We start from the raw sequence: 20662 nt of genomic DNA on the forward strand, positions 1-20662 counted from the left end.
TTCATGGTTACTGTTTAATGATTCGTCGTTTAAACTGGAGCTCGATCATCTAAATTGCGTTAGGCGTTAACCTCCTGCCTCGTTCTGGAGGCCAATTTCCCCTGCAAATAAAGCGCGATATGAGCGGCTACATCGACGCCATGAATTTTCCAGGACTTCGAAAACTCCGGGTTTTGATTAACCTCGCATACGAGATATCGTTTATTTTGATAGTCATAAAATAAATCCAGACCGTAGATGCCTTCACCGAGCACCTCGGTCAGCTTGCTGCAAATCGATTCTATTTCCTTATTGACAGCAATAGGTTCAACCTCAGCCCCCAAATGCGTATTCGTCTTCCAGTTGTCGACCGACACCCGGCGAAACGCTACGATTGGCTTGCGGCCGACAATGACAACGCGAATATCATAATCCCCCTTATCCACGTATTCCTGTACGAGTACTGGAAAGGACTGCTGGGTCGGATCAAGCGATTCCCGTGCTGCAATCCAGCCATCTAGGCATTCCTTGCCGACAATGCGGGCAATGCCCCTTCCCCAGGAGGAGCTGGGTGGCTTGATTACAAATATGTTGCCAAAATCCTCGAACGATTCGAGGATTTTGTCTGCTGTAAAAGCGACCTTGAAGCGGGGCTGTGGAATGTTATGCTTTTGGAACACGATTGCTTGATGAATTTTATTTGTGCAAATGTTAATCGCTTTAACGGAATTAATCGTTTCAATGCCGGATAACTCCAGCATCGTTGAGCGGCTTAACGCTTTTTTCTGGGAGAGGCAGCGAATGAGTGCGATGCCATACTGATCCGCCCAGCCCTGCTCAAGCGGCAGCTCCATCGAATCCAGATTTACTTGGACGTGATGTCCAGCCTGCTGGAGCAGCTCATAGATTCGCTTCTCTTCCTCACGCAGCTTCGTCACACATAGCAAAATATCCGTGTTTGTCTGCTTCATCCCCTGGCTCCTTTACTCGCCCCAAGTTTCTTCAATCTCGGGAGCTAATGCAACTGAAATGCTATTATTTACGGCATGCACCTCATGCTCTTGTCCGCATGACGAGCACTCTACGATTTCTCCGCTTATTGCATCAGACTCAACACTAATTTCCGATTTGCATACGACACAGCTAACGTCTGCCATTACCTATCTCCACCTATCCTAAAGTTTAATTTGCGCCAACAGCCTTATTTTCAGAATATTCGGTCTTTTAAATCGTTTCCGCGCTGCTCTACGCTCTCTTTTTTCTTCTCTCCTCCTCATTTAACCAAAAATAGTAAAATGCTGGTGGCAAGATGAATCGTACAATGGTTTTCCTATCGCTGTCAATTAAAATAGATAATTCCTATCGGAATATAATTATTTCTATCTATTTCCTATTTTGAATACTGATTTCCAACGACAAAAACCGCCATCCCGTGTGCCCGGATGGCGGTTTGATACCTTCTTATGAACTAAATATGTCGAAGCATGTCGTCAATAATGGCGTAGGAATTGTTAGCTGCTTTCACCGTGAACTCTGGGAAATTGACATGCGCAGATCCGTCAGCCTTGTCCGACATGGAGCGGATGACCACGAATGGCACCTCATTCATGTCGCATACATGGGCTACTGAAGCGCCTTCCATTTCGGCGCAAGCGCCATTCATCGTCTCACGCAACAGCCCAACCGTCTCGCGGCTCGCAATAAATTGGTCACCGGATAACACGATGCCTTTCAAGCTGCGCCCTTCGAACAAGCGATTGCTAGAATCAACGGCCAGCTGGACTAGCCGCTCATCCGCCACAAACTCCGAACGCGCATGGAATGGAATTTCACCGCGGGCGAAGCCTAGCGGCGTGCAATCCATATCATGCTGAACACAGCTCGTAGATACGACAATATCACCAATATTCAGGCTTGGATCAACGGCTCCGGCTACGCCAGTAAACAGCACGCAGTCCGCACCCAAATCGATTAAAATTTGTGTACATACAGCAGCGTTCACTTTGCCAACACCGGATTTGCAATAAATAACGGTCTTGCCATGAAACTGGCCTTCGTAATAAGTGATGCCAGCCTTAACGGTTTCTTTCGTTACTTGGACGTGCTGGCCGAGAAGTTCTATCTCTTCCACCATCGCCCCAATGATGCCGATTTTGTTAAAAGTCATGCTTCCTATACCCCTCCAACAGACTGGCGCACAATCATCTCATGCGGCAAAATGACTTTGGAGTGATCCACATTTTCTTTATTCATCAGCTTTGTGAGCAGACGCATCGATACAGCTCCGATATCATACATAGGCTGGGCAACGGCTGTCAATTGCGGACGAACCATCGAAGCCATGCGGCTGTTATCTACGCTAATAACTGAAATATCGCCTGGCACGCTCAGACCAGAGTCTTGAATCATATGAATGGCACCAATCGCCATCTCATCTGTCGCTGAGAATACCGCAGTTGGACGCTCGTCCAGCTCAATAAAATATTTCATGGCATCGATACCAGATTCATAACGGTAGTTGCCGATACGGACAAGCGTGTCATCATAAGCAATGCCAGCTGTCTCCAGCGCGCGCTTATACCCTTGGAAACGGGCATAGCCATTCGCAGGGTCCTGCAACGTGCCACTGATCATCGCAATGCGGCGGTGGCCCTGCTCCAGCAATTTGTTGACCGCATCAAAAGCCGCTTCCTCATGATTAATATCAACGGAAGGAATTTCGCCGTTCTCATCAGTCGTTGCGCATAATACGATCGGGACATTCGTTGTTTTGAACGCCTGCATATGCTCTTCCGTTACTGCTCCGCCCATAAAGAGCAATCCGTCAACCTGCTTCTCCAGCAGCGTGTTAATAACGCGAATTTCTTTATCCTTCTTCTTATCCGCATTACACAAAATAATATTATAGTGGTACATATTCGCAATGTCTTCAATGCCCCGTGCCACTTCCGCAAAAATAGCGTTGGAAATATCGGGAATTACGACACCAACAGTCGTTGTTTTCTTGCTGGCAAGGCCCCTAGCTACCGCATTAGGACGGTATCCCAGACGCTCAATGGCCTCGTAAACCTTCTTGCGGGTTGCGGGTTTCACATTCGGATTGTTATTGACAACCCGGGAAACCGTAGCCATAGATACTCCTGCTTCTCTTGCTACATCATAAATGGTTACCGTCAAGGTCCTTCTCTCCATTATCTCAGATTTTTCACTTTCGCCCACTGCACAATAGAATAATCATACGACAAAATATTACTTTTCGCAATGTCAGCGCCGGGGCGCTTTCATTTCCGCTCAAGCAACTGCTTGCATTCTCATCGTTTTATTGCGTTATGTATGCCTTGTCGGCCGGCTGATTTGGCCCAGCCGCTTCGTAATATCCGCTATCCATACTTGGTCCTCAAGCGCTTGAGCAAGCAGCAGCAGGTCCAGCAGCGCATCGATGCGCTCCTGAATAAGCCGTTCCACCGCAGCAGGATCGGATTGCTTCTTCGTGTTTCTAGCAATGACGAGCAGACTCGCCCATTCATTGCACTCATCGAAAAAAAAGGTCTGCTTCGATGGCTCTGCACCAAGCTGAGCAATCAGACCAGTCAAATCGGGCTTCACTTCCGGAAACACTTCGCTTCGACTGCAGGCCACGCAGGAATAAATAGGCACATTGTCTATTTCCACTTTCCCAGAATAAATGACGGTACGCAGCTTCATCTTCATGATGTCACCACAATGACACCGCTTTTCCAAGTTGGTCCACTCCTTCACGCGGACGGCTGTACCGCCCTTCATCTCCGTTTATGCTCATAATTTGAGATGCGTAAAATATTCGACCTTTTTCGCAAAAACTCCTGCTTGCAGACTTATGTAATTTTTACTATTAAAAATGAACGATAAATGCAGGCTCCGAGCGTTGTCCGCCATTGGTGAAAGCCTGGAATACTGACAGCCGCTGTTTTCTGATTGATGTCCTTTGAATAAACTGGACTACCGGGCGATACGCCGCCATAATCGGCGTACTGGCGGCAGCGCCACCAGAACAGCCCACACTGCAGCCCCAATCATGTCATTGCGGACATCGGCCGCATCCGGCATTCTGCCCCCTACGAAGGACTGATGAAATTCATCAGTGATGCCATACAGGCCGCACAGCAGCACAATCAACACTTTGATTACGATACGGTCGGCTCTCGCACCGATAGCGAAATCGATGGTGGCGGCGAGCATAAAATAAGCGACAAAATGTCCCCAATCAAAGCTCGCCATTTGCGGGAACAGCTTTTGAAAAAACGGCAGCAGCGTATTCATCTCTTCGCCCGTCGTCGCTGATGCAGCAAAAATCGCTGTCATGACTAGCACGGCTGGAATACAGCGAAGCACCCGCACCGAACGCTTTGCTATTGTTTGCTTCATAAGTTCTCCTTCGATACAATAGGTAAGACAATATGAATTGGAGGGGAAATCCTTGTCATTACACAATAAAACCGTTATTTGCCTGCTTGATGATGAATTCGAAGATTTGGAGCTGTGGTATCCGGTATATCGCGCCCGCGAAGCGGGAGCTACCGTACTATATGCAGGTCCTGAGAAGGGCAAGAAGCATATTGGAAAATATGGCGTGCCCGCCGTTGCCGACCTCAGCTTTGATGAAGTGAACAGCAGCGACATTATTGGCCTGCTCGTTCCCGGAGGCTGGGCGCCGGACAAGCTCCGCCGCTACCCTAAAGTGCTTGAGCTTGTGCAGGAGCTTGATGCAGCTGGCAAGCCGATTGGCCAAATTTGCCACGCTGGCTGGGTGCTCATTTCTGCAAAAATATTGCAAGGACGCAAAGTCACTTCTACGCCAGGCATTCGCGACGATATGGAAAACGCTGGTGCCGAATGGTTTGACGAGGCGGTTGTCGTAGACGGAAACCTCATCTCTGCGAGACGTCCGCCCGATCTTCCGCCATACGCCAAAGCTTTCGTTGACGCTTTAGAGCAATACAAAGGCCAAGCGTAAACGGCTGAAGCCGTCCTTTGGCGGCAAAACAACCGTTTCGCGATGAAATATAAGTCTATTTATAAATGTAATACTTATAAATTCTTATATTTTAAGAAATAGAGGCGCTTTGCCTTCTGGCATCATTTTCATCCATAAACTGCCCTAGCAGCTCATGAATGTCCGCACTCGTGCGGCATTCCAGCAGCTTAGGCAGCAGCAAGCGGCTGTCTTCCTGCCTTGTGCGGAGCAGCCGCTCTTTCACCTGCAGCAGAGAATGCGAAGAAATACTAAGCTCATCAACATCGAGGCTTAACCATATCGGCAGCGCCTTGGCATCCCCTGCCAGCTCTCCGCAAACGCCCACCTTAATGCCGCTGCGGCGCGCCGCATCAATCGTCAGCTTAAGCATCCGCAGCACTGCGGGATGGAAGGGCTCGTACAAATGCGATATCTCCTCATTCATCCGGTCTACAGCAAGGGTAAACTGAATTAAATCATTCGTCCCAATACTGAAAAAATCGACCTCTCCTGCAAGCAGATCCGCAATAATAACCGCAGCCGGAACCTCGATCATTACACCTACCTGCAAATCCCGGTTATACGGCTGGCCTTCCTGCTCCAGCTCCTGCTTCGCCTCCGCTAATACCGCATTGGCTGCACGAACCTCCTCAACCGAAGAAATGAGCGGGTACATTAGCTTGACCTGTCCAAAATGGCTTGCCCGCAATATGGCTCTAAGCTGCACTTTAAACAAATCTTTGCGATCCAGTGATATACGGATAGCCCGGTAGCCTAGAAACGGATTGTCTTCCTCGGCAATATTGAAATAATCAAGCTGCTTGTCACCGCCAATATCAAGCGTCCTAATGATGAGCGGCTTGCCTTCCAGCTTTTCCGCTACGCTGCGGTATACTTCAAACTGCTCCTCCTCCAGCGGGAAGCGATTGCGGTCCATATATAAAAACTCGGTGCGGAACAAGCCGACGCCATGCGCTCCGCTGGACAAAGCAATTTCCAGCTCCTTGAAGGAGCTGATATTAGCGGCCAACTCCAGCCGCTTGCCATCCGGCGTCATCGACTTATGATCGACGATATCGCGCAGACGGGTTTTCGCCTCCTGCTGCTGCCGCTGCTTCGCCGAATACAGCGCGATAACTTCCTGCTCCGGCTGCACATACATGACACCGTCTCCGCCATCGAGCACGATCATCTGGCCCGTCTGTATCGGTTCCTCCAGCTTCGCTTCCACGCCAACGACGAGCGGTACGCCGAGAGCCCTCGCCATAATAGCGGAATGGGAAGTCGTGCTTCCTGCCAGCGTTACGATGCCAAGCACATTTTGCGGATTAATATGGGCAAGCTGCGAAGGAGAAAGCTCCTTGGCAACGAGAATAAACGGCTTCGTGTTGGATGGAAGCTTAATTTCCGGCACGCCTAGCAAATGCTTGAGCAGCCGATTGCCGACATCCTTTATATCCAAAGCGCGCTCCTTCATATATTCATCATCCAGCAAATCAAACATCGTCACAAAATGATCGATTGCTTCCTTGACTGCTACCTCTGCTGCCTTGTATTGCCGACTAATAATTCCTTGAATTTCATTCATAAACACCGGGTCGTCCAAAATCGCAAGATGCGCGTCAAAAATATGGGTTTCCGAAGGGCCAACCACTTCCCGCAGCTCGTCCTTCATTTGCTCGATTTCGAATTTTGACGTTCGGATGCCTTCATATACTCGCTCGAACTCACGGGCAAAATCAGCAACATCGATGCGCTGCTCCGGCAGCTCCCACTCCCAGCTGGGCAATACGAAAGATTTTCCGATCGCTATGCCTGCTGACGCTCCAATACCTTGTATCATGGCCTTTCCCCTCCAACTTGTATCTCTTTAAGCACGACCGACATTACGGAAGATTGTCCTTTTTTAACGGTTTTATATGGCGCAAATCGCCATGAACGCACCATATCCGAATTGGTAATCACCATCGGAGTAGCCAGCGATTTGCTCTCCTTGCGCACCTGCTGCAAATTAAAGCGGATGAGCAGGTCGCCGGGAAGCACCTTGTCCCCTTCTTTGACAGCAGCCTTGAAATAGCCTTTGCCGCCAAGCAGGGACGTGTCAATGCCGATATGAAGCAGCACTTCAAGCCCTTCCGGCGTTCGAATGCCAATCGCATGCATCGTCGGATAAATATGAATAACTTCACCTTTGACAGGCGAGACAAGCTCCCCTTTATCCGGTATGAACGCAACCCCATCGCCAACAAGCTTGCCGGAAAAAATCGGATCGGGCACATCGCTGAGCGCGATCATTTTTCCCTGCATTGGCGAGCTGAACAGCACCTGCTCCTGATCCCGCTGAATGGTATTCAAAATTTCCCCGCGAATCAGCTCCGAATATGTGCCGAAGACGACCTGCACATTGCCGCCGCCGAGGCGAATGACACCGGCTGCCCCCAAATTGCGCAGCGCTGCGATATCAAGCTGCTTCTCATTGGCTACCTTCAATCGCAGCCGCGTAATGCAGGACTCCATTTTCACAATATTGTCCTTGCCGCCAATCGCCTGTAAAATAAGCGGCGCACGCTGCGGAATATCGCCAGCCCACTCATCGAGATGCGAGCCTTCCTCGCGCCCAGGGGTCGGAATTTGAAAACGGTCGATCGCCCAGCGGAACAAAAAATAATAAATGAGCCCGACTACGATACCGATTGGAATAAGCAGCCAGCCGCGCGTAGCCAAATGCTCGTTGACGATAAAATCAATCGCCCCGCCCGAGAAAGAAAAGCCATGGCGAATGCCAAGCTCATACGTCACCCACATAATGACGCCCGACAGCAGCGCATGAACGACGAACAAATAAGGCGCAACGAACAGAAAGGCAAATTCTACAGGCTCGGTCACACCAGTCAAAAAGGAGGCTAGAGCCGCGTACATAAACGTTTTGCGGATTTTAGGCTTAAGATCCTCCCTCGCCTCATGAATAATGGCAAGCGCGATAGCGGGCAGGGCAAACATCATCGTCGGGTACATTCCCGCCATGAATACGCCTGCTGTGGGATCGCCAGCGAAAAACCGCGGCAAATCGCCATATACGGTTGTCCCATCTGCCATCGTATAACTGCCAATCTGGAACCAGAACACATGGCTGACGAGATGATGCAGGCCAAACACGACCAAAATCCGATGGACAAAACCATAAAGAAAAACACCGAACCCGCCTCCTGAAGCTACAATGTTGCCAAGCTCTTCAAGCATGCGTTCAATATATGGCGTTAGTCCAATCATAAATATGGAAAATAAGACCGATATAAAGCTGACAAACAGCGGTACAAACCGCGGCCCTCCGAAAAATTGTATGTATTCAGGCAAACGCAAGTTCTTAAATCGTTCATAACTAAAGCCTGAGATGATGCCCATCAACGTTCCGATAAACACCGTCGGCTCAATTTCCGGCACAGCCGTCTGGGTAATGCCCACATAAATGAACATCCCGCCAAGTGCCGCTAAAGCAGCTGCAAGCGCATTTCCCGTCATTCCAAGCGCAATGCCTACCGCAAACAAATAAGGAAGGTAAGTAAAAATGGCGTGACTTGCGGCCTGCAAATAAAGCGTAAGCTGCGGCAGTCCAATATAATCCCACGGCAATTGACTGAGGCTCGAAAATATGGCTGCTGCTGGAAGCACAATCATTGGCAGCATAAATGCTCTTCCGAGCTGCTGCAGGCTTCCTAATATATTCACTTTCGTACCCCCTTTGCGGATTAAAATGTCTTTTTCTCGATGGTAAGGCTTTCCGCACGTTTTGTCAAAGTGAAGAGCGGGCCTCTCGGCCCGCTCCTGTTGATGATTCTTCCTATAAAACGATACAGGGGAGGGCTTAGCTTAAGCCCTGCGTATATAGCTTAGCGGTTTTGTCCAGCTTGCCATCCCAAATGCGAAATGACCGGACCGGATTGTGCATAAGCGTTCGTTGCGTGGTACACCGGATTTTGTCCTGTCGCCGATTGTACGGGCATGCCGCCATGCGTTTGGTTTTGATTATTGGACATGTTATTGGACAGACCTGCATATCCGCCGCTCGAGAAGTTTTGGCCCGCGTATCCCGTGTGAGACTGTACATAGTGCTGCTGTGGGCTCGCTTGATAGCCTAGGTGCGAGATCACCGGGTTCGCCCCATAATTAGCCGAGCTTTGGTGCGACGTATAGCTTGGAACTTGGTAATGCGACGTGTGCGATTGGTAGCCGCTATTCGGCTGATATTGATGCTGCATCATTCCCGCATTTTGTTGATGGCTTGGCAAATATGCAGCAGAGCTGTAGCTGTGCTGATTCGTCGCCTGATAACCGCCAATTGGAGATTGCACAATGCTGCTTGGGTTCTGGTTAAAGGTTGGCTCGCTCAGTTGGCCTTGATAATGCGACTGTACGAAGCCCGATGGCTGATAGTTGTTCGAAAATTGACCTTGTTGACCCAGTTGACCTTGCTGCCCTTGGAAATATCCTGGCTGTTGCGACATTTGATTCACGTGTTGTCCTCCTCGACATTAAAAAAGAAAGTCTTCATGAACGACATGCTGCATCGCCCCTTGAAGCCTTTCTTATTGTGTTAAATCGATCGGTTTTTTATTACAGTCAGGTTTTGGATTTTCCTTGCGGCAGCAAAATCGAATCCTCTACCTTAATGCAGCGGTCCATAATCACTTGCAATCCACCAGCTTCAGCGATGTTCGCTGCTTCATCATTAGCGATGCCAAGCTGGAGCCACAAAATTTTCGCACCAATTGCAACGGCTTCCTCCGCGACTTGCGGGGTATGCTCGCTGCGTCTGAACACATTAACGATGTCCACTTTAAATGGAATATCACTTAACGTTTCGTATCGGGTTTCACCCAAAATTTCTGCCGCCTTCACAGCCGGATTAACCGGAATGATGCGATAGCCTTTCGCCTGCATCGCCTGCGATACCATATAAGAGACGCGGTCAGGCTTGTCCGACAAGCCGACCACCGCTACAGTAGCACTTTGCTCAAGCAGCTGCTTAATTTTCTCGCGTGATGGATTTTCAAATGCCATATGAACCGCTCCTCCCTTATTCAACCTGTTTATTTCTCGTTCCGCAAGCTTATTCTACCCACTCTACGTTCGCACCAAGCGCCTTCAAATGGTCAAAATAAATCGGGTAGGACTTCGCTACATGGTGCGCGTCGCGAATACGGATCGGCTGCTTCGAGCGCAGTCCGACAATCGTCAAAGCCATAATGACGCGGTGGTCATAATGCGCATTAATTTCGACGCCGCCTTCAACGCCTTCCGGACGTCCGTGGACAATAATTTCGCTTTGACGCTCTTCTACATTTGCTCCCGCTTTGCGAAGCTCGTTCAAATAGTCGGTAATCCGGTCGCATTCCTTGTACCGCAAATTTTCAACATCATAGAAACGCGAGGTACCCTCAGCAAATACAGCTGCCGCTACCATCGCCAGCACCGCATCCGTCGCTTGGTCGCCGTCGAACTCAACAGCTTTCAGCTTGCCATTGCCCTTGACATGAACGATATCATTGTCATGAGTGAGCGGCACTTCCATCATGCGCAGCACATCTACGATCGCACGCTCGCCCTGCTTGCTTTTCTCAGCGAGACGGTGCACGATAACATCCGATTGCGTCACTGCCGCAGCCGCAAGAATCGCTGCCGAGCCTGGATAATCTCCTTGTACGATATAGGTTTTCGCTTCGTAGCTTTGGCCGCCTGGAATGCGGTAGCTCATCAAATCCTCGCTTGCATGAATGACGATGCCCGCTTGCTCCAGCACCTCCAGCGTTTGTCCAACGACAACCTTGGACTTCAAATCATTCAGCACTTCGATTTCGCTATCTTCTGCAAGCAGCGGAGTCAGGAACAGCAAGGCGCTCAAAAATTGCGAGCTGACAGCGCCGGACACTTGAATTTTGCCGCCTTTCGCTTGTCCGCCCTTAATCGTAATCGGCAGCTTGCCTTCATTATGGGTGACTTGTACGCCAATTTGCCCGAGCGCATCAATTAAATCACTGTGCGGGCGTTTGCCAAGCGAATCCGGATAACGGTTTACAAACGTCACTTCCGGGCACAGCGATGCGATGGCCATCAGGAAACGCAGCACAGCTCCTGCATTGCCTACGTCCAGTTCCTTGACATCCTTCGGATTACGGCCAAAACCGGTAATGACGATTTTCTCTTCATCTTCTTCTACCGTAGCGCCCAAATCGCGAATACAGCGGCGCATCGCATCGCTGTCCTCACTGTGAGCTGGATAATAAATGGTGCTCGTGCCTTCAGCAAGCGCAGCGACCAGCAAGTAGCGCGTCGTATAATTTTTAGAGGAAAGCGCTTGAATTTCCCCGTTTAACGTCGGTGTGGGCGTAACTAAAACATCTGTCATTTATTTTGTCTCCCTTGTTTGTATAATAGTTGCGCATACGGCATGCACATTGAGCGATGTCGTATCCAGCACCAGATGTGCAAAATCGTAAGCGTGCTTGCGCTGCTCCATAATCCGGTTCACATTCGCGGCAACGTCGCCTTGCAGCAGCGGCCTAGACGAATCGGACTGTACCCTCGCAATAATCTGCTCGGCGCTTGCCTTGAGTGCGACTACGAGACTTCCGCCCAGCATCGCCTCCCGGTTGGCTTCACGCAAAACAGCGCCTCCACCCGTCGCAATAATGGCCGGCTCCTTGCGGCTTAGCAGCTCTTGAATGATGCCGCTCTCCAAATCACGAAAGCCCGCTTCCCCAATTTCCGCAAACAGCTCTGCGACCCGCTTGCCCTGCGAGCGTTCGATTTCCTCATCGGTATCGAATCTTGCATAGCCGAGCTGCTCGGCGAGCAGGCGGCTGACGGTCGATTTCCCTGTTCCCATAAAGCCTACCAGCACAATTTTGCTGTGGCGGCCTGCTTCCTGATTCATTCTCTAGTGCCCCCATCAAATTAGTGTATCCTATTAATTTCTTCAACCATCATATCATTTTTCACAGCAAATCGGGTATAAAAAAGTTCATTTTGCCGTATCGTTGATAATGATGCTTATATCAAACGGTAGGAGGGTTGCCGTAATGACCAATGATCGTGAATGCTCAGCCGCACAGAAGGCGGAATTGCGTATTAGCCGTATTTTAAACCCCACTCATCCGCTTTCCCGCGAAGATGTCATCTGGATGCTCGAATATATTAAAAAAAAGGTGGCTGACGATGATCCTGCTTTAGCAGGTTTGTCGCAGCCACGATTGTTGCGTAATTTTCATTGCTTTGCAGAAGCGGCCATGAGCCTCATTCACCGCGGGCGCGCTTCCGAACAGGAAGCCGATCGTTTGCGGAGCTGGCTCAAAGAAGCGTCTTACGGTTTAACCGCAGCAAAAAGGAGCGAGCCGCACGAATAATGCCGCTCGCTCCTCTGCAAAGGCTCGATTAAGATTGAATCCAGTTGTAGTGGAATGTGCCTTCTTTGTCCAGACGTTTGAACGTATGAGCACCGAAGTAGTCGCGTTGTGCTTGAAGCAGGTTCGCAGGAAGACGCTCTGTACGGTAGCTGTCGAAGTAAGCAAGCGCGCTTGCGAATGCAGGTACCGGCGTACCGTTCGATACAGCCACGGAAACCACTTCACGCCATGCGCCTTGGTACGATTCAACGATTTCCTTGAAGTAAGGATCAAGCAGCAGGTTGCGCAAATCCGCATCGCGGTTGTAAGCATCCGTAATGTTTTGCAGGAAGCGGGCACGGATAATGCAGCCGCCGCGGAAAATTTTCGCAATTTCGCCGTATTGCAGGTTCCAGTTGTACTCATCGGAAGCTGCACGCATTTGAGCAAAACCTTGTGCGTACGAGCAAATTTTACTTGCAAACAAAGCTTTGCGTACGGATTCGATGAATGCCGCTCTGTCGCCTTGGAATGGTTGTTTTGCAGGACCGCTCAGCACTTTGCTAGCTGCTACGCGCTCTTCCTTCATAGCAGACAAGAAGCGAGTAAATACGGATTCTGTAATGATGGAAAGTGGAACGCCCAAATCAAGCGAGCTTTGGCTTGTCCATTTGCCAGTACCTTTTTGACCAGCGGAGTCCAAAATCACGTCAACCATCGGCTTGCCTGTTTCTTCATCGTATTTCGAGAAGATGTCAGTTGTAATTTCGATCAGGTAGCTGTCCAGCTCGCCTTTGTTCCACTCGCTGAAAATGCTGTGAAGCTCTTCAACGCTAACGTCAAGCACGTTTTTGAGCAGGTCGTAAGCTTCGCAGATCAGCTGCATGTCGCCATACTCAATGCCGTTGTGCACCATTTTTACATAGTGGCCTGCGCCGTCTGGTCCGATGTATGTGCAGCAAGCGTCGTCGCCGACTTTTGCCGAAATAGCTGTAAGGATTGGCTCAACCAGCTTGTAAGCTGACTCTTGTCCGCCTGGCATGATGGAAGGGCCTTTCAATGCGCCCTCTTCGCCGCCGGATACGCCCGTGCCGATGAAGCGGATGCCTTTATCTTCAAGCGCTTTGGAGCGGCGCTGTGTATCAGGGAAATAAGCGTTGCCGCCGTCGATAATGATGTCGCCTTTGTCCAGATGCGGCAACAGGGAGTCAATTGTAGCATCAGTACCCGCGCCTGCTTGTACCATGATCAGGATTTTGCGCGGAACTTCAAGCGATTGTACGAACTCTTCAACTGTATAAGCAGCAACGAGGTTTTTGCCTGCTGCTTCCTGGATCAGGTCATCCGTTTTCTCGCGGGAGCGGTTAAATACCGACACCGTAAAGCCTCTGCTTTCAATATTAAGGGCCAAGTTTTTGCCCATGACTGCCAAGCCAATTACACCGATTTGCTGTTTAGACATCTGGTTCTTCCATCCTTTGTTATTGTATTTGGGTCAACAATAGCTCTATTTTACTCCTTTTGTGCAGAGAAGAAAACTAGTAGGGTTTAAAAATATAATCAAAACACCATCAGTTTTATTGACCGCTTTAGAAAGTTTACCTTATATTGCGCCAGAATGCGACCTTCCACTAGCAAACATTGCCGCCATCCGGGCTATATTAAAAAAAAAACGGGAATAACCGCAATGGCTACACCCGCTTTATCTATTTTGTACAACCTTTGTTCTCAAATAGACGGCGTTTACAATTCGAGTTGCAGCATTTCCAGCCGCAGCTCGCCAAGCTTTGCTTTTGACGAAAGGACAGCAGCCTCATCTACAGCTTCCAGCGCTTCATACAGAACGGACAGCTCGTAATCAAGCTCATAGCGCAGCACCTGGGCACGCTCCTCTGCTCGTTTGGATTGAAAAGCTTTGATCATTTCTTCCATGGTCACAAGCGGCTTCTTCTGATAAATAATCCGATGTTCCATACCGGACACCTCCACAAGTCGTATAATCTCACCGAACATAATGCTCTCAATGACGATTTGACGATCCTTCATTCGCTTGACCACCGCATGACCTCTGGAATCATTAATGAGCTTTTCCAGCAGCTCCGACAACCTCTCGTCCCGGATTAAATAGTCTCCCACCATCTTGTAGCTATCCTTCATCCGCTGAAACTTAAGCTTCACCAGCTTGCGGCCTGTTCGAATCGAGATGAGAAACTGTACCTCCGTTTCGCTCCAATACAAGGAGTACCCTTCCTGAATGAGATCGCGGATGAGATTTTGGATTTGCCGCCGTTCAAATCGCAGCTCCAAATTGCAATACTCGACTTCGTGGCTCTTATTCACGGCAATCCCTCCTTCAAAACAGTGTCGTAACACCTTTCACAAATTTGACTAAATGTTCTGACAATTTTGTCTTATTTCTATCTTATACTCCATCTTATGTTCTGGCAACTTGGATTATTGACTAATTTTAAAGCGAAAGTGGATTTTGGGTAAAAAAATAATACAAGCCGCCCCTAAACCGGGGCGGCTGTCAGCGTGAGCAGCAGCTTCTACGCGCTTACTGCGGCAATATAGACGTACGGAGTTCCTTGTCTGGCGCATCCGTCGTATAGTAATACATGTGCAAATCAAGATTGTCTCCATCGTAGTTCCGGAAAACCTCCGTCGAGCTGTTAATGCCATCGCCAGAGAAATTCGCGGTCAATATCTCGCTAGGGAAGCTTTTCTTACCTTCCAGTCGGTACGTCTGGTTGACGCCGCCGAACGTCTTGTCATCGCTTTCGTTTTGGACGAACACATCCGCCCCTTTGCGGTAATAGGTCCACTTAACCTCGTAGCCGCCTACTTCCGTTGTCATGTGCTGCTTCTCTTCGGTTATGCTGCTCAGGTGAATGACAGCATCCTTGTCCGTATGCTCTGTTACCTCATAGCTTTGAATGAGCGTAATCGGCGTCTGCTCTGTAACAGTAAGCCCCTGTGGACGCTCAAACCGGATAGAATTGGTATACGGGTCGTCGCTCCCCCAAAAATGGCCTTCCAGTATGGTTCCTCCCACATCAAGCTCATAATTTTTGAAGGAATACTGCATATATTTTTGCTCATGGCTAGTAGCAAGCCTAATTTGAGTTGGTGTAATGACAACCTGATCAATATTAAAACTGCCTTGCGGCAAATCAATCGGCAAATGAACATCACGTTTAATCGTACCGGCTAGCATTGCCTGTTTATCGAGCTGAAGCGGGAGATTCCATTCCCCCTCAATACGATTCTCTTCACGTGCGTAGCTTAGGCTATACGTTATATTGCCACTCTTTAATTCGCTTTGTTTAAAATATTGCTGCATCGTATATTCACCATTAGGCCCCGGTTTCCCAAATGTACCGCTGCGGCTTGTTTTAATCGGCGTGTCCCCGCTCTTGACGGTCAGCTCTGGGTAAGCATAGCCCGACACGGTTTTATCTGTAAAGCTGAGCGCGGAAGATAGCAAAACCTCGTCTCCATTTTGCTTGAAAAGCTGGACTTCCAGCTTGCCCATTCCATCCTTATCCAAATTAAAAACTTGTATGCCATCGCTTGCTAAGTCCAGTTCAATGGGAAGAGACGCGTTTGAGATGAAGCTTGCCTCCGACGCCGTAAAATCCACCTTATCGACTAACTGCTCTGGCGTCCATTCCGTCTCGAAATAACCGCGGTACGATTGGCTGGCCTCATCCCAGCCTCTCATTGAGTAGTTGCCATCAATCGTTTTACCGTTTGAGTCCGTCAAATGCATATTTGTGAAGGATAAATAACCGTCCTCCCCATCTGGTGGAACGAGGCTGTACAGCAGCACGGTACGATTGTCATCAACAACCGCTGTATGAATCGTAAACGTTGCATCGTCCTGTACTGCCGACTTTTCAATATTTTGTCCCATCCCTTGAGCTAATGCCGATTGAATGCCGCTTCTGCCATTCAGCAGCTGAATCCAGTCCATTTGATAGGCAAAAACCGGAGTCGCCGCAACTAAAGCAACGGCTGCTGCTATAAATAGACCGCGCTTCAGGCTGCGCGGCTTCCGCAAAACGCGCACAGATTCGTGCCCGGATGCTGCTGCACTAGATTTTCCTTGCTGCAAGCCTGCTCCGTTCAGCTGAGAACCCTCTGTTAGGGCAGCCCCTTTGCTGCCAATGGCTCCTTCAACGCCTGCTTGCTCAATCCGCTGCCACATCGCCTCAAAATCCGGATAGGCTGGCGGTTTAACTTCTTTTAAACGCTGAATCATTTCGTTCTCTGATGGCTTCATAGGACAGGCCTCCTTGTTTATTATGGGTCGAACTGCTTTCCAGCGACTGCTTCATCAGCTTCAGTCCTTTGTGCAGCCGCGATTTCACCGTGCCTACTGGAATACCTAGAATGTCTGCTATTTCTGGCAGCGTCTGCTCCTGCATATAGCGCAGCGCTATTACTGAGCGAATTTTCAGCGGCAGTTGCTGCACAAGCCTGCTGTATTCTTGATCCGTTTCCCGCTTCTCGACTACCTGCTCCACCGTTTCCGGCTGTCTGCGAGACAGCCATTCGCTTAAGCTTTCTTTAAGCCTCCCATTTTTGGAGCGGCGGATTGCATTCAGGCAGCAATTGACTGTCAAGCGCAGCAGCCAAGCTTTAAGCTGCTCCACCTGCCGCCATTCCTTGCGGAATGCTGTCACGAATACTTCCTGGCATATATCTTCCGCATCCGCTGCATTTCTGAGCATGTAGTAGCATGTTTTATAGACGTCCTTGTTATATTGCTCAAACAGCTCTCTTTCCGTCATAACCCGCTTTCCCTCCTCTCGCTCTCGCCGTGTACACCCTATTAACAATTAACGGAGTCAAAAGGTTCACTTTTCGCTCTCTAAATAATTCCACGCAAAAATAGTGCAGGCCCTCCCCACCAGCAAGCTGCGCCAGTGAGCAAGTACATGCACTATTGTAAATGATTCAATAGAGAAGCTGAATCCCCGTTATTGCTGGCTTGGGCGTAGTACAGCCGCGCCGAAAATAAGCAGTACGACAGCGAACAGCATTAAAATCAATATCGGCTGCGCAATGTCTAAGAGCCCGGCGCCTGTGCTCAGCCGGTCAATGGCTTGCAGCGCCCATTTTTGCGGCATGAAATTGGCCAGCTTCTGCAAAAATTCCGGCATCATCGACAGCGGAAAAAAACAGCCGCTGATCATCGAGGTAGGCGAGACAATGAGCAAATTGATTTGGCTGAGCTGATGGGCATTTCGCACGAGCCCCGCCACAGCCGTCATCACGCCTATTGCCGCCAGCATAAAGCATTCCAATACTAAAAGCATCGCACCGAAGGAAACGCCTGGCGAATAGCCAAATACAAAATAAGTGAGCGAGAGCACCAGCACAAGCTGAATGGTGCCGACCAATATGCTGCCCAAATAATTGCCTAGAGCAATATCGAAGGCGCGAAGCGGCGCCGTGTACATGCGCTGCATCGTCCGCATTTCCCGATCCTCCATTATAAAGCCGACAGACTGGCTGACCAGCAGCATGAGAAAAAGCAAAATCGATCCAATCATAATCGGATTGGCAGCCACTACCCCTAGCTTCATCGGAGTATGCTCTACGCTGACCGCAGGCTTCGCCTGCTGCTCCAGCAGCTCGCTCAGCTTCCCCGCATCAGGAGCAGCACCGCCAGAGGCTGCTAGCAGCAATTGTACGGAAGCCGCCATGCTGCTAGCCTCAGCCTCAAGCGAGGCTAGCAGCGAGGCATTCCACAGCTGCTCTGTCCAGCGATACAGCACCGGCTGTGGCTGCTCGCCGGCAAGCAGCCGCTCCGTGAAATCGGCAGGAATAAAAATGGCCGCATCCGCGTCACCAGCAGCAACGGCTTCCCTGAGCTGCTTGCCCGTCAAATCCGTCTGTATGCGCACCTCATAAAGCGAGTCCTGATTCACAATGTTCAGCATATAAGCGCCGAAAGCTCCTCGATCCGCATTGCTGACCGCAATAATTTCTTTATCCGCTTGCAGGCTGCTGAACAAGCCAGCGATAACCGACAAGGCAATTGCAGGAAGCAGCACATTTAGAAAAAAGCCCCGGCGCGTCCCCATCGTTCTGCGAATGAGCTGCATCGCAATTGGCAAGCTACGCATGCTGCTTCACCACCTTAGGCAAACGAATAATTGCAAAAATAGCAAGAACGGCGGCTATAGCAGCCAATATACCGATATTTTGCCAAACGAGAACGCGGCTCGAACCATCCATTAAGCCGCGCAGAGCAGCATTCGCCCAAAAATTAATATTCAGCTTGCTGATAAGGCCGAGCTTGTTCTGAATCATCGCAACCATGCCCCCGCTTAAAAAAGTCATGCTGAAAATAATCGTGTTAAACAGCGTCTGCATCGTTTTGACGGTTTTGGCAAAAGAAGCTATCGTCAGTGCTAGTCCAGAGCCCGCGATAATGGTCAGCAGTGAGATAAGGGCGATTCCCCAGTAAGCCCCTCCCCAATCGACGCCGTAAACATACTTGGTAAAAACAATAATAATAATCGTCTGCATCACGCCGAGCAGCGCCGCACCGCTAATGATGCCCGCTACAACTCTATTAAACGACGCAGGGATGCCATATAAGCGCTGCAAGGTTCCTTCTCTTTTTTGCCGCAGCAGTGAAACCGCTCCCGTCATGCCGCCATACTGCAAAAACATGACCAAATAAGCGACAGAATAATATTGGATAGCCGATACAGAGCCGAAGGATTGGTCCGACCCGCCGCCCAGCGTCTGTACTTTAACGAGTGCAGCTGCATCCGTCTGGCGGCTCTCCAGCCCGGATAAGCTTTCAGGCCCAAGCACCTTGAAGGCCGCCACCTCCATGTTCACCTGAGACAGGTACGAACGAATGATAGAATGGGCCGCAATATTTTTACTCCCGTCATGACCGTCGAGGGTGTGCCAGCTTACGCTTTCTCCCGCTGCAAGCTTGGCGGAATAATTAGCAGGAATGATAACGCCGTAATCGGCTGCTCCATCCTGCACCGCCTCCCGCACCTCAGCCTCTGAGGAGAGCGCTGCGGGACGAACGTATGGGAGGATGTCAGCTCCTTGCCAGAAAGCATCTACACCTTCGCGCATCGCCCCTTGATCGGCATTGTATACCGCCACCTTCGCTGGTTTGATTTCGCTGTCAAAAGCGCTGCCAAGCAAATAGATGAGCAGCAGCGGAAGACCAGCGAGCACAACAAGCAGCGCGTGCATTCGGATCAATTTTATCCATTCATAGGTTAATGTAATCCACCATGTCCGCATGTTCCGCCCCCTATTCATCGCGAAGCAAGCGGCCGGTTAACTGGAGGAACAAGGACTCCAAATTCGGTTCGACGCGGGTCAGTTGCCGCAGCGAAATGCCGTGCTTTTGCAAAATAAACAGCAAATCCTGAAGGACAGATGGCGAATCCTTCACGGTAACCTCAAGCCTTCTCTGGCCGTCCTGCTCGTCTATCTGCTTGACGGCCGGATGCTCGCTCATCTCCTTCGCCGCAGCTGGATGGGCCTGATCGACTTCAAAAATAATGCGCTCCTCCTGCCCGACCTGCTGTCTGAGCTGCTCCTTGCTGCCGCAGGCAATAAGCTTGCCTTTATCGACAATGCCAATTCGCGAGCAAATCGCATCCACTTCCTCCATGTAATGGCTCGTGTATATAATGGCCGAACCCAGACGGTTAAGCTCGCGCACCGACTCCAATATATGATTGCGGGACTGCGGGTCGATGCCGACCGTCGGCTCATCCATAATAATAAGCTTCGGGCGATGGGTAATCGCGCAAGCAATGTTCAGTCTCCGCTTCATGCCGCCTGAAAACGTTGACGGCTTGTCTTTTGCCCGCTCCAGCAGCCCGACAAACTGCAGCGACTCCTCCACCCGCTGCTTCAGCAGCTTGCCTCTGAGTCCATACAATTTTGCGAAAAAAGCTACATTTTCCCAAGCGGTCAGCATGTCGTAAATCGCCAGCTCCTGCGGCACCAAGCCAATGAGGCGCTTAACGTCCAGCGGCTGCTTGCGGATGGAATATCCGCCAACGGTAATTTCCCCGCTACTCAATGGCAGCAGCCCCGACAGCATATGGATGGAGGTGCTTTTCCCCGCTCCATTAGGCCCAAGCAGTCCGAATATTTCGCCTTCGCCAATATCAAAAGTCAAATGATTGACGGTAATGGTGCTGTCATATTTTTTAACGACATCTTTAAATGTTACTAGGCTCTTCAAGCGCTCACCCTCCACGTTTATCATCTTGTGTCCATTATAAAACGCCGCCTCACGAGCATACAG

At 49.9% G+C, this 20662-nt stretch carries 21 protein-coding genes; 2 read left to right on the forward strand and 19 right to left on the reverse strand.

The window, feature by feature from the left end; translation table 11 throughout:
* Positions 1-59 precede the first annotated feature (59 nt).
* The 6 genes from AC50X8_RS31605 to AC50X8_RS31630 form a co-directional block, all read right to left on the reverse strand.
* A complete protein-coding gene (locus tag AC50X8_RS31605; protein WP_494883576.1) occupies positions 60-950 on the reverse strand; it encodes a RimK family alpha-L-glutamate ligase in 891 nt (296 codons plus the stop codon).
* A gap of 12 nt (positions 951-962) precedes the next feature.
* A complete protein-coding gene (locus AC50X8_RS31610) occupies positions 963-1136 on the reverse strand; it encodes a lysine biosynthesis protein LysW (protein ID WP_046230559.1) in 174 nt (57 codons plus the stop codon).
* 311 nt (positions 1137-1447) lie between these two features.
* On the reverse strand, positions 1448-2146 hold the full coding sequence (locus tag AC50X8_RS31615) for a 5'-methylthioadenosine/adenosylhomocysteine nucleosidase (RefSeq protein WP_056038691.1): 699 nt from the start codon (positions 2144-2146) through the stop codon (positions 1448-1450).
* Positions 2147-2151: 5 nt separating this feature from the next.
* On the reverse strand, positions 2152-3156 hold the full coding sequence (gene ccpA, locus AC50X8_RS31620) for a catabolite control protein A (RefSeq protein WP_056038693.1): 1005 nt from the start codon (positions 3154-3156) through the stop codon (positions 2152-2154).
* Between the two features lie 150 nt (positions 3157-3306).
* Positions 3307-3762, reverse strand: a complete 456-nt coding sequence (locus AC50X8_RS31625) for a hypothetical protein (protein ID WP_494883578.1) — start codon at positions 3760-3762, stop codon at positions 3307-3309.
* 195 nt (positions 3763-3957) lie between these two features.
* On the reverse strand, positions 3958-4383 hold the full coding sequence (locus AC50X8_RS31630; protein WP_056038697.1) for a VanZ family protein: 426 nt from the start codon (positions 4381-4383) through the stop codon (positions 3958-3960).
* A gap of 52 nt (positions 4384-4435) precedes the next feature.
* Here AC50X8_RS31630 and AC50X8_RS31635 point away from each other — a divergent pair, with 52 nt between their 5' ends.
* Positions 4436-4972 carry a type 1 glutamine amidotransferase domain-containing protein gene (locus tag AC50X8_RS31635; protein ID WP_056038700.1) on the forward strand — a complete coding sequence of 179 codons (537 nt, stop codon included), beginning with the start codon at positions 4436-4438 and terminating at the stop codon, positions 4970-4972.
* A gap of 91 nt (positions 4973-5063) precedes the next feature.
* Here AC50X8_RS31635 and ptsP read toward each other — a convergent pair whose 3' ends face one another.
* The 6 genes from ptsP to AC50X8_RS31665 all read right to left on the reverse strand — a co-directional run bounded on the left by ptsP (position 5064) and on the right by AC50X8_RS31665 (position 11903).
* Positions 5064-6815, reverse strand: coding sequence for a phosphoenolpyruvate--protein phosphotransferase (ptsP, locus tag AC50X8_RS31640; protein ID WP_494883580.1), 1752 nt, complete (start codon positions 6813-6815; stop codon positions 5064-5066).
* Positions 6812-8698: a glucose PTS transporter subunit IIA gene (locus AC50X8_RS31645; RefSeq protein WP_056038706.1), complete on the reverse strand. Its 1887-nt coding sequence runs from the start codon at positions 8696-8698 to the stop codon at positions 6812-6814. Before AC50X8_RS31645 ends, ptsP begins: the two co-directional genes overlap by 4 nt.
* Positions 8699-8859: 161 nt before the next feature.
* Positions 8860-9483 carry a hypothetical protein gene (locus tag AC50X8_RS31650; RefSeq protein WP_494883582.1) on the reverse strand — a complete coding sequence of 208 codons (624 nt, stop codon included), beginning with the start codon at positions 9481-9483 and terminating at the stop codon, positions 8860-8862.
* 106 nt (positions 9484-9589) lie between these two features.
* Entirely contained in the window at positions 9590-10030 is a 441-nt protein-coding gene (locus AC50X8_RS31655) for a CoA-binding protein (RefSeq protein WP_494865120.1), read from the reverse strand.
* A gap of 49 nt (positions 10031-10079) precedes the next feature.
* Positions 10080-11375, reverse strand: coding sequence for a 3-phosphoshikimate 1-carboxyvinyltransferase (gene aroA, locus AC50X8_RS31660; protein ID WP_056038715.1), 1296 nt, complete (start codon positions 11373-11375; stop codon positions 10080-10082).
* Complete coding sequence (locus AC50X8_RS31665; RefSeq protein WP_056038717.1) at positions 11376-11903, reverse strand: shikimate kinase; 528 nt, start codon at positions 11901-11903, stop codon at positions 11376-11378.
* A 145-nt stretch (positions 11904-12048) separates the two neighbouring features.
* Here AC50X8_RS31665 and AC50X8_RS31670 point away from each other — a divergent pair, with 145 nt between their 5' ends.
* On the forward strand, positions 12049-12372 hold the full coding sequence (locus AC50X8_RS31670; protein WP_056038721.1) for a hypothetical protein: 324 nt from the start codon (positions 12049-12051) through the stop codon (positions 12370-12372).
* Positions 12373-12400: 28 nt separating this feature from the next.
* Here the strand turns inward: AC50X8_RS31670 and gnd are convergent, their stop codons facing one another.
* The 7 genes from gnd to AC50X8_RS31705 form a co-directional block, all read right to left on the reverse strand.
* Complete coding sequence (gnd, locus tag AC50X8_RS31675; RefSeq protein ID WP_056038723.1) at positions 12401-13813, reverse strand: NADP-dependent phosphogluconate dehydrogenase; 1413 nt, start codon at positions 13811-13813, stop codon at positions 12401-12403.
* 281 nt (positions 13814-14094) lie between these two features.
* On the reverse strand, positions 14095-14691 hold the full coding sequence (locus AC50X8_RS31680; RefSeq protein ID WP_056038727.1) for a YkzI domain-containing protein: 597 nt from the start codon (positions 14689-14691) through the stop codon (positions 14095-14097).
* A 217-nt stretch (positions 14692-14908) separates the two neighbouring features.
* Positions 14909-16636, reverse strand: coding sequence for a DUF4179 domain-containing protein (locus AC50X8_RS31685; RefSeq protein ID WP_056038730.1), 1728 nt, complete (start codon positions 16634-16636; stop codon positions 14909-14911).
* Positions 16590-17147 (reverse strand): RNA polymerase sigma factor, encoded by a 558-nt coding sequence (locus AC50X8_RS31690; RefSeq protein ID WP_056038733.1) that lies wholly within the window; start codon positions 17145-17147, stop codon positions 16590-16592. Before AC50X8_RS31690 ends, AC50X8_RS31685 begins: the two co-directional genes overlap by 47 nt.
* 189 nt (positions 17148-17336) lie before the next feature.
* On the reverse strand, positions 17337-18488 hold the full coding sequence (locus tag AC50X8_RS31695; RefSeq protein WP_056038738.1) for an ABC transporter permease: 1152 nt from the start codon (positions 18486-18488) through the stop codon (positions 17337-17339).
* On the reverse strand, positions 18481-19641 hold the full coding sequence (locus AC50X8_RS31700; RefSeq protein ID WP_494883591.1) for an ABC transporter permease: 1161 nt from the start codon (positions 19639-19641) through the stop codon (positions 18481-18483). Before AC50X8_RS31700 ends, AC50X8_RS31695 begins: the two co-directional genes overlap by 8 nt.
* Positions 19642-19651: 10 nt before the next feature.
* A complete protein-coding gene (locus AC50X8_RS31705; RefSeq protein ID WP_494883592.1) occupies positions 19652-20623 on the reverse strand; it encodes an ABC transporter ATP-binding protein in 972 nt (323 codons plus the stop codon).
* Between the last annotated feature and the right edge of the window lie 39 nt (positions 20624-20662).

Source organism: Paenibacillus sp. JT22N15 (genome assembly GCF_059383755.1).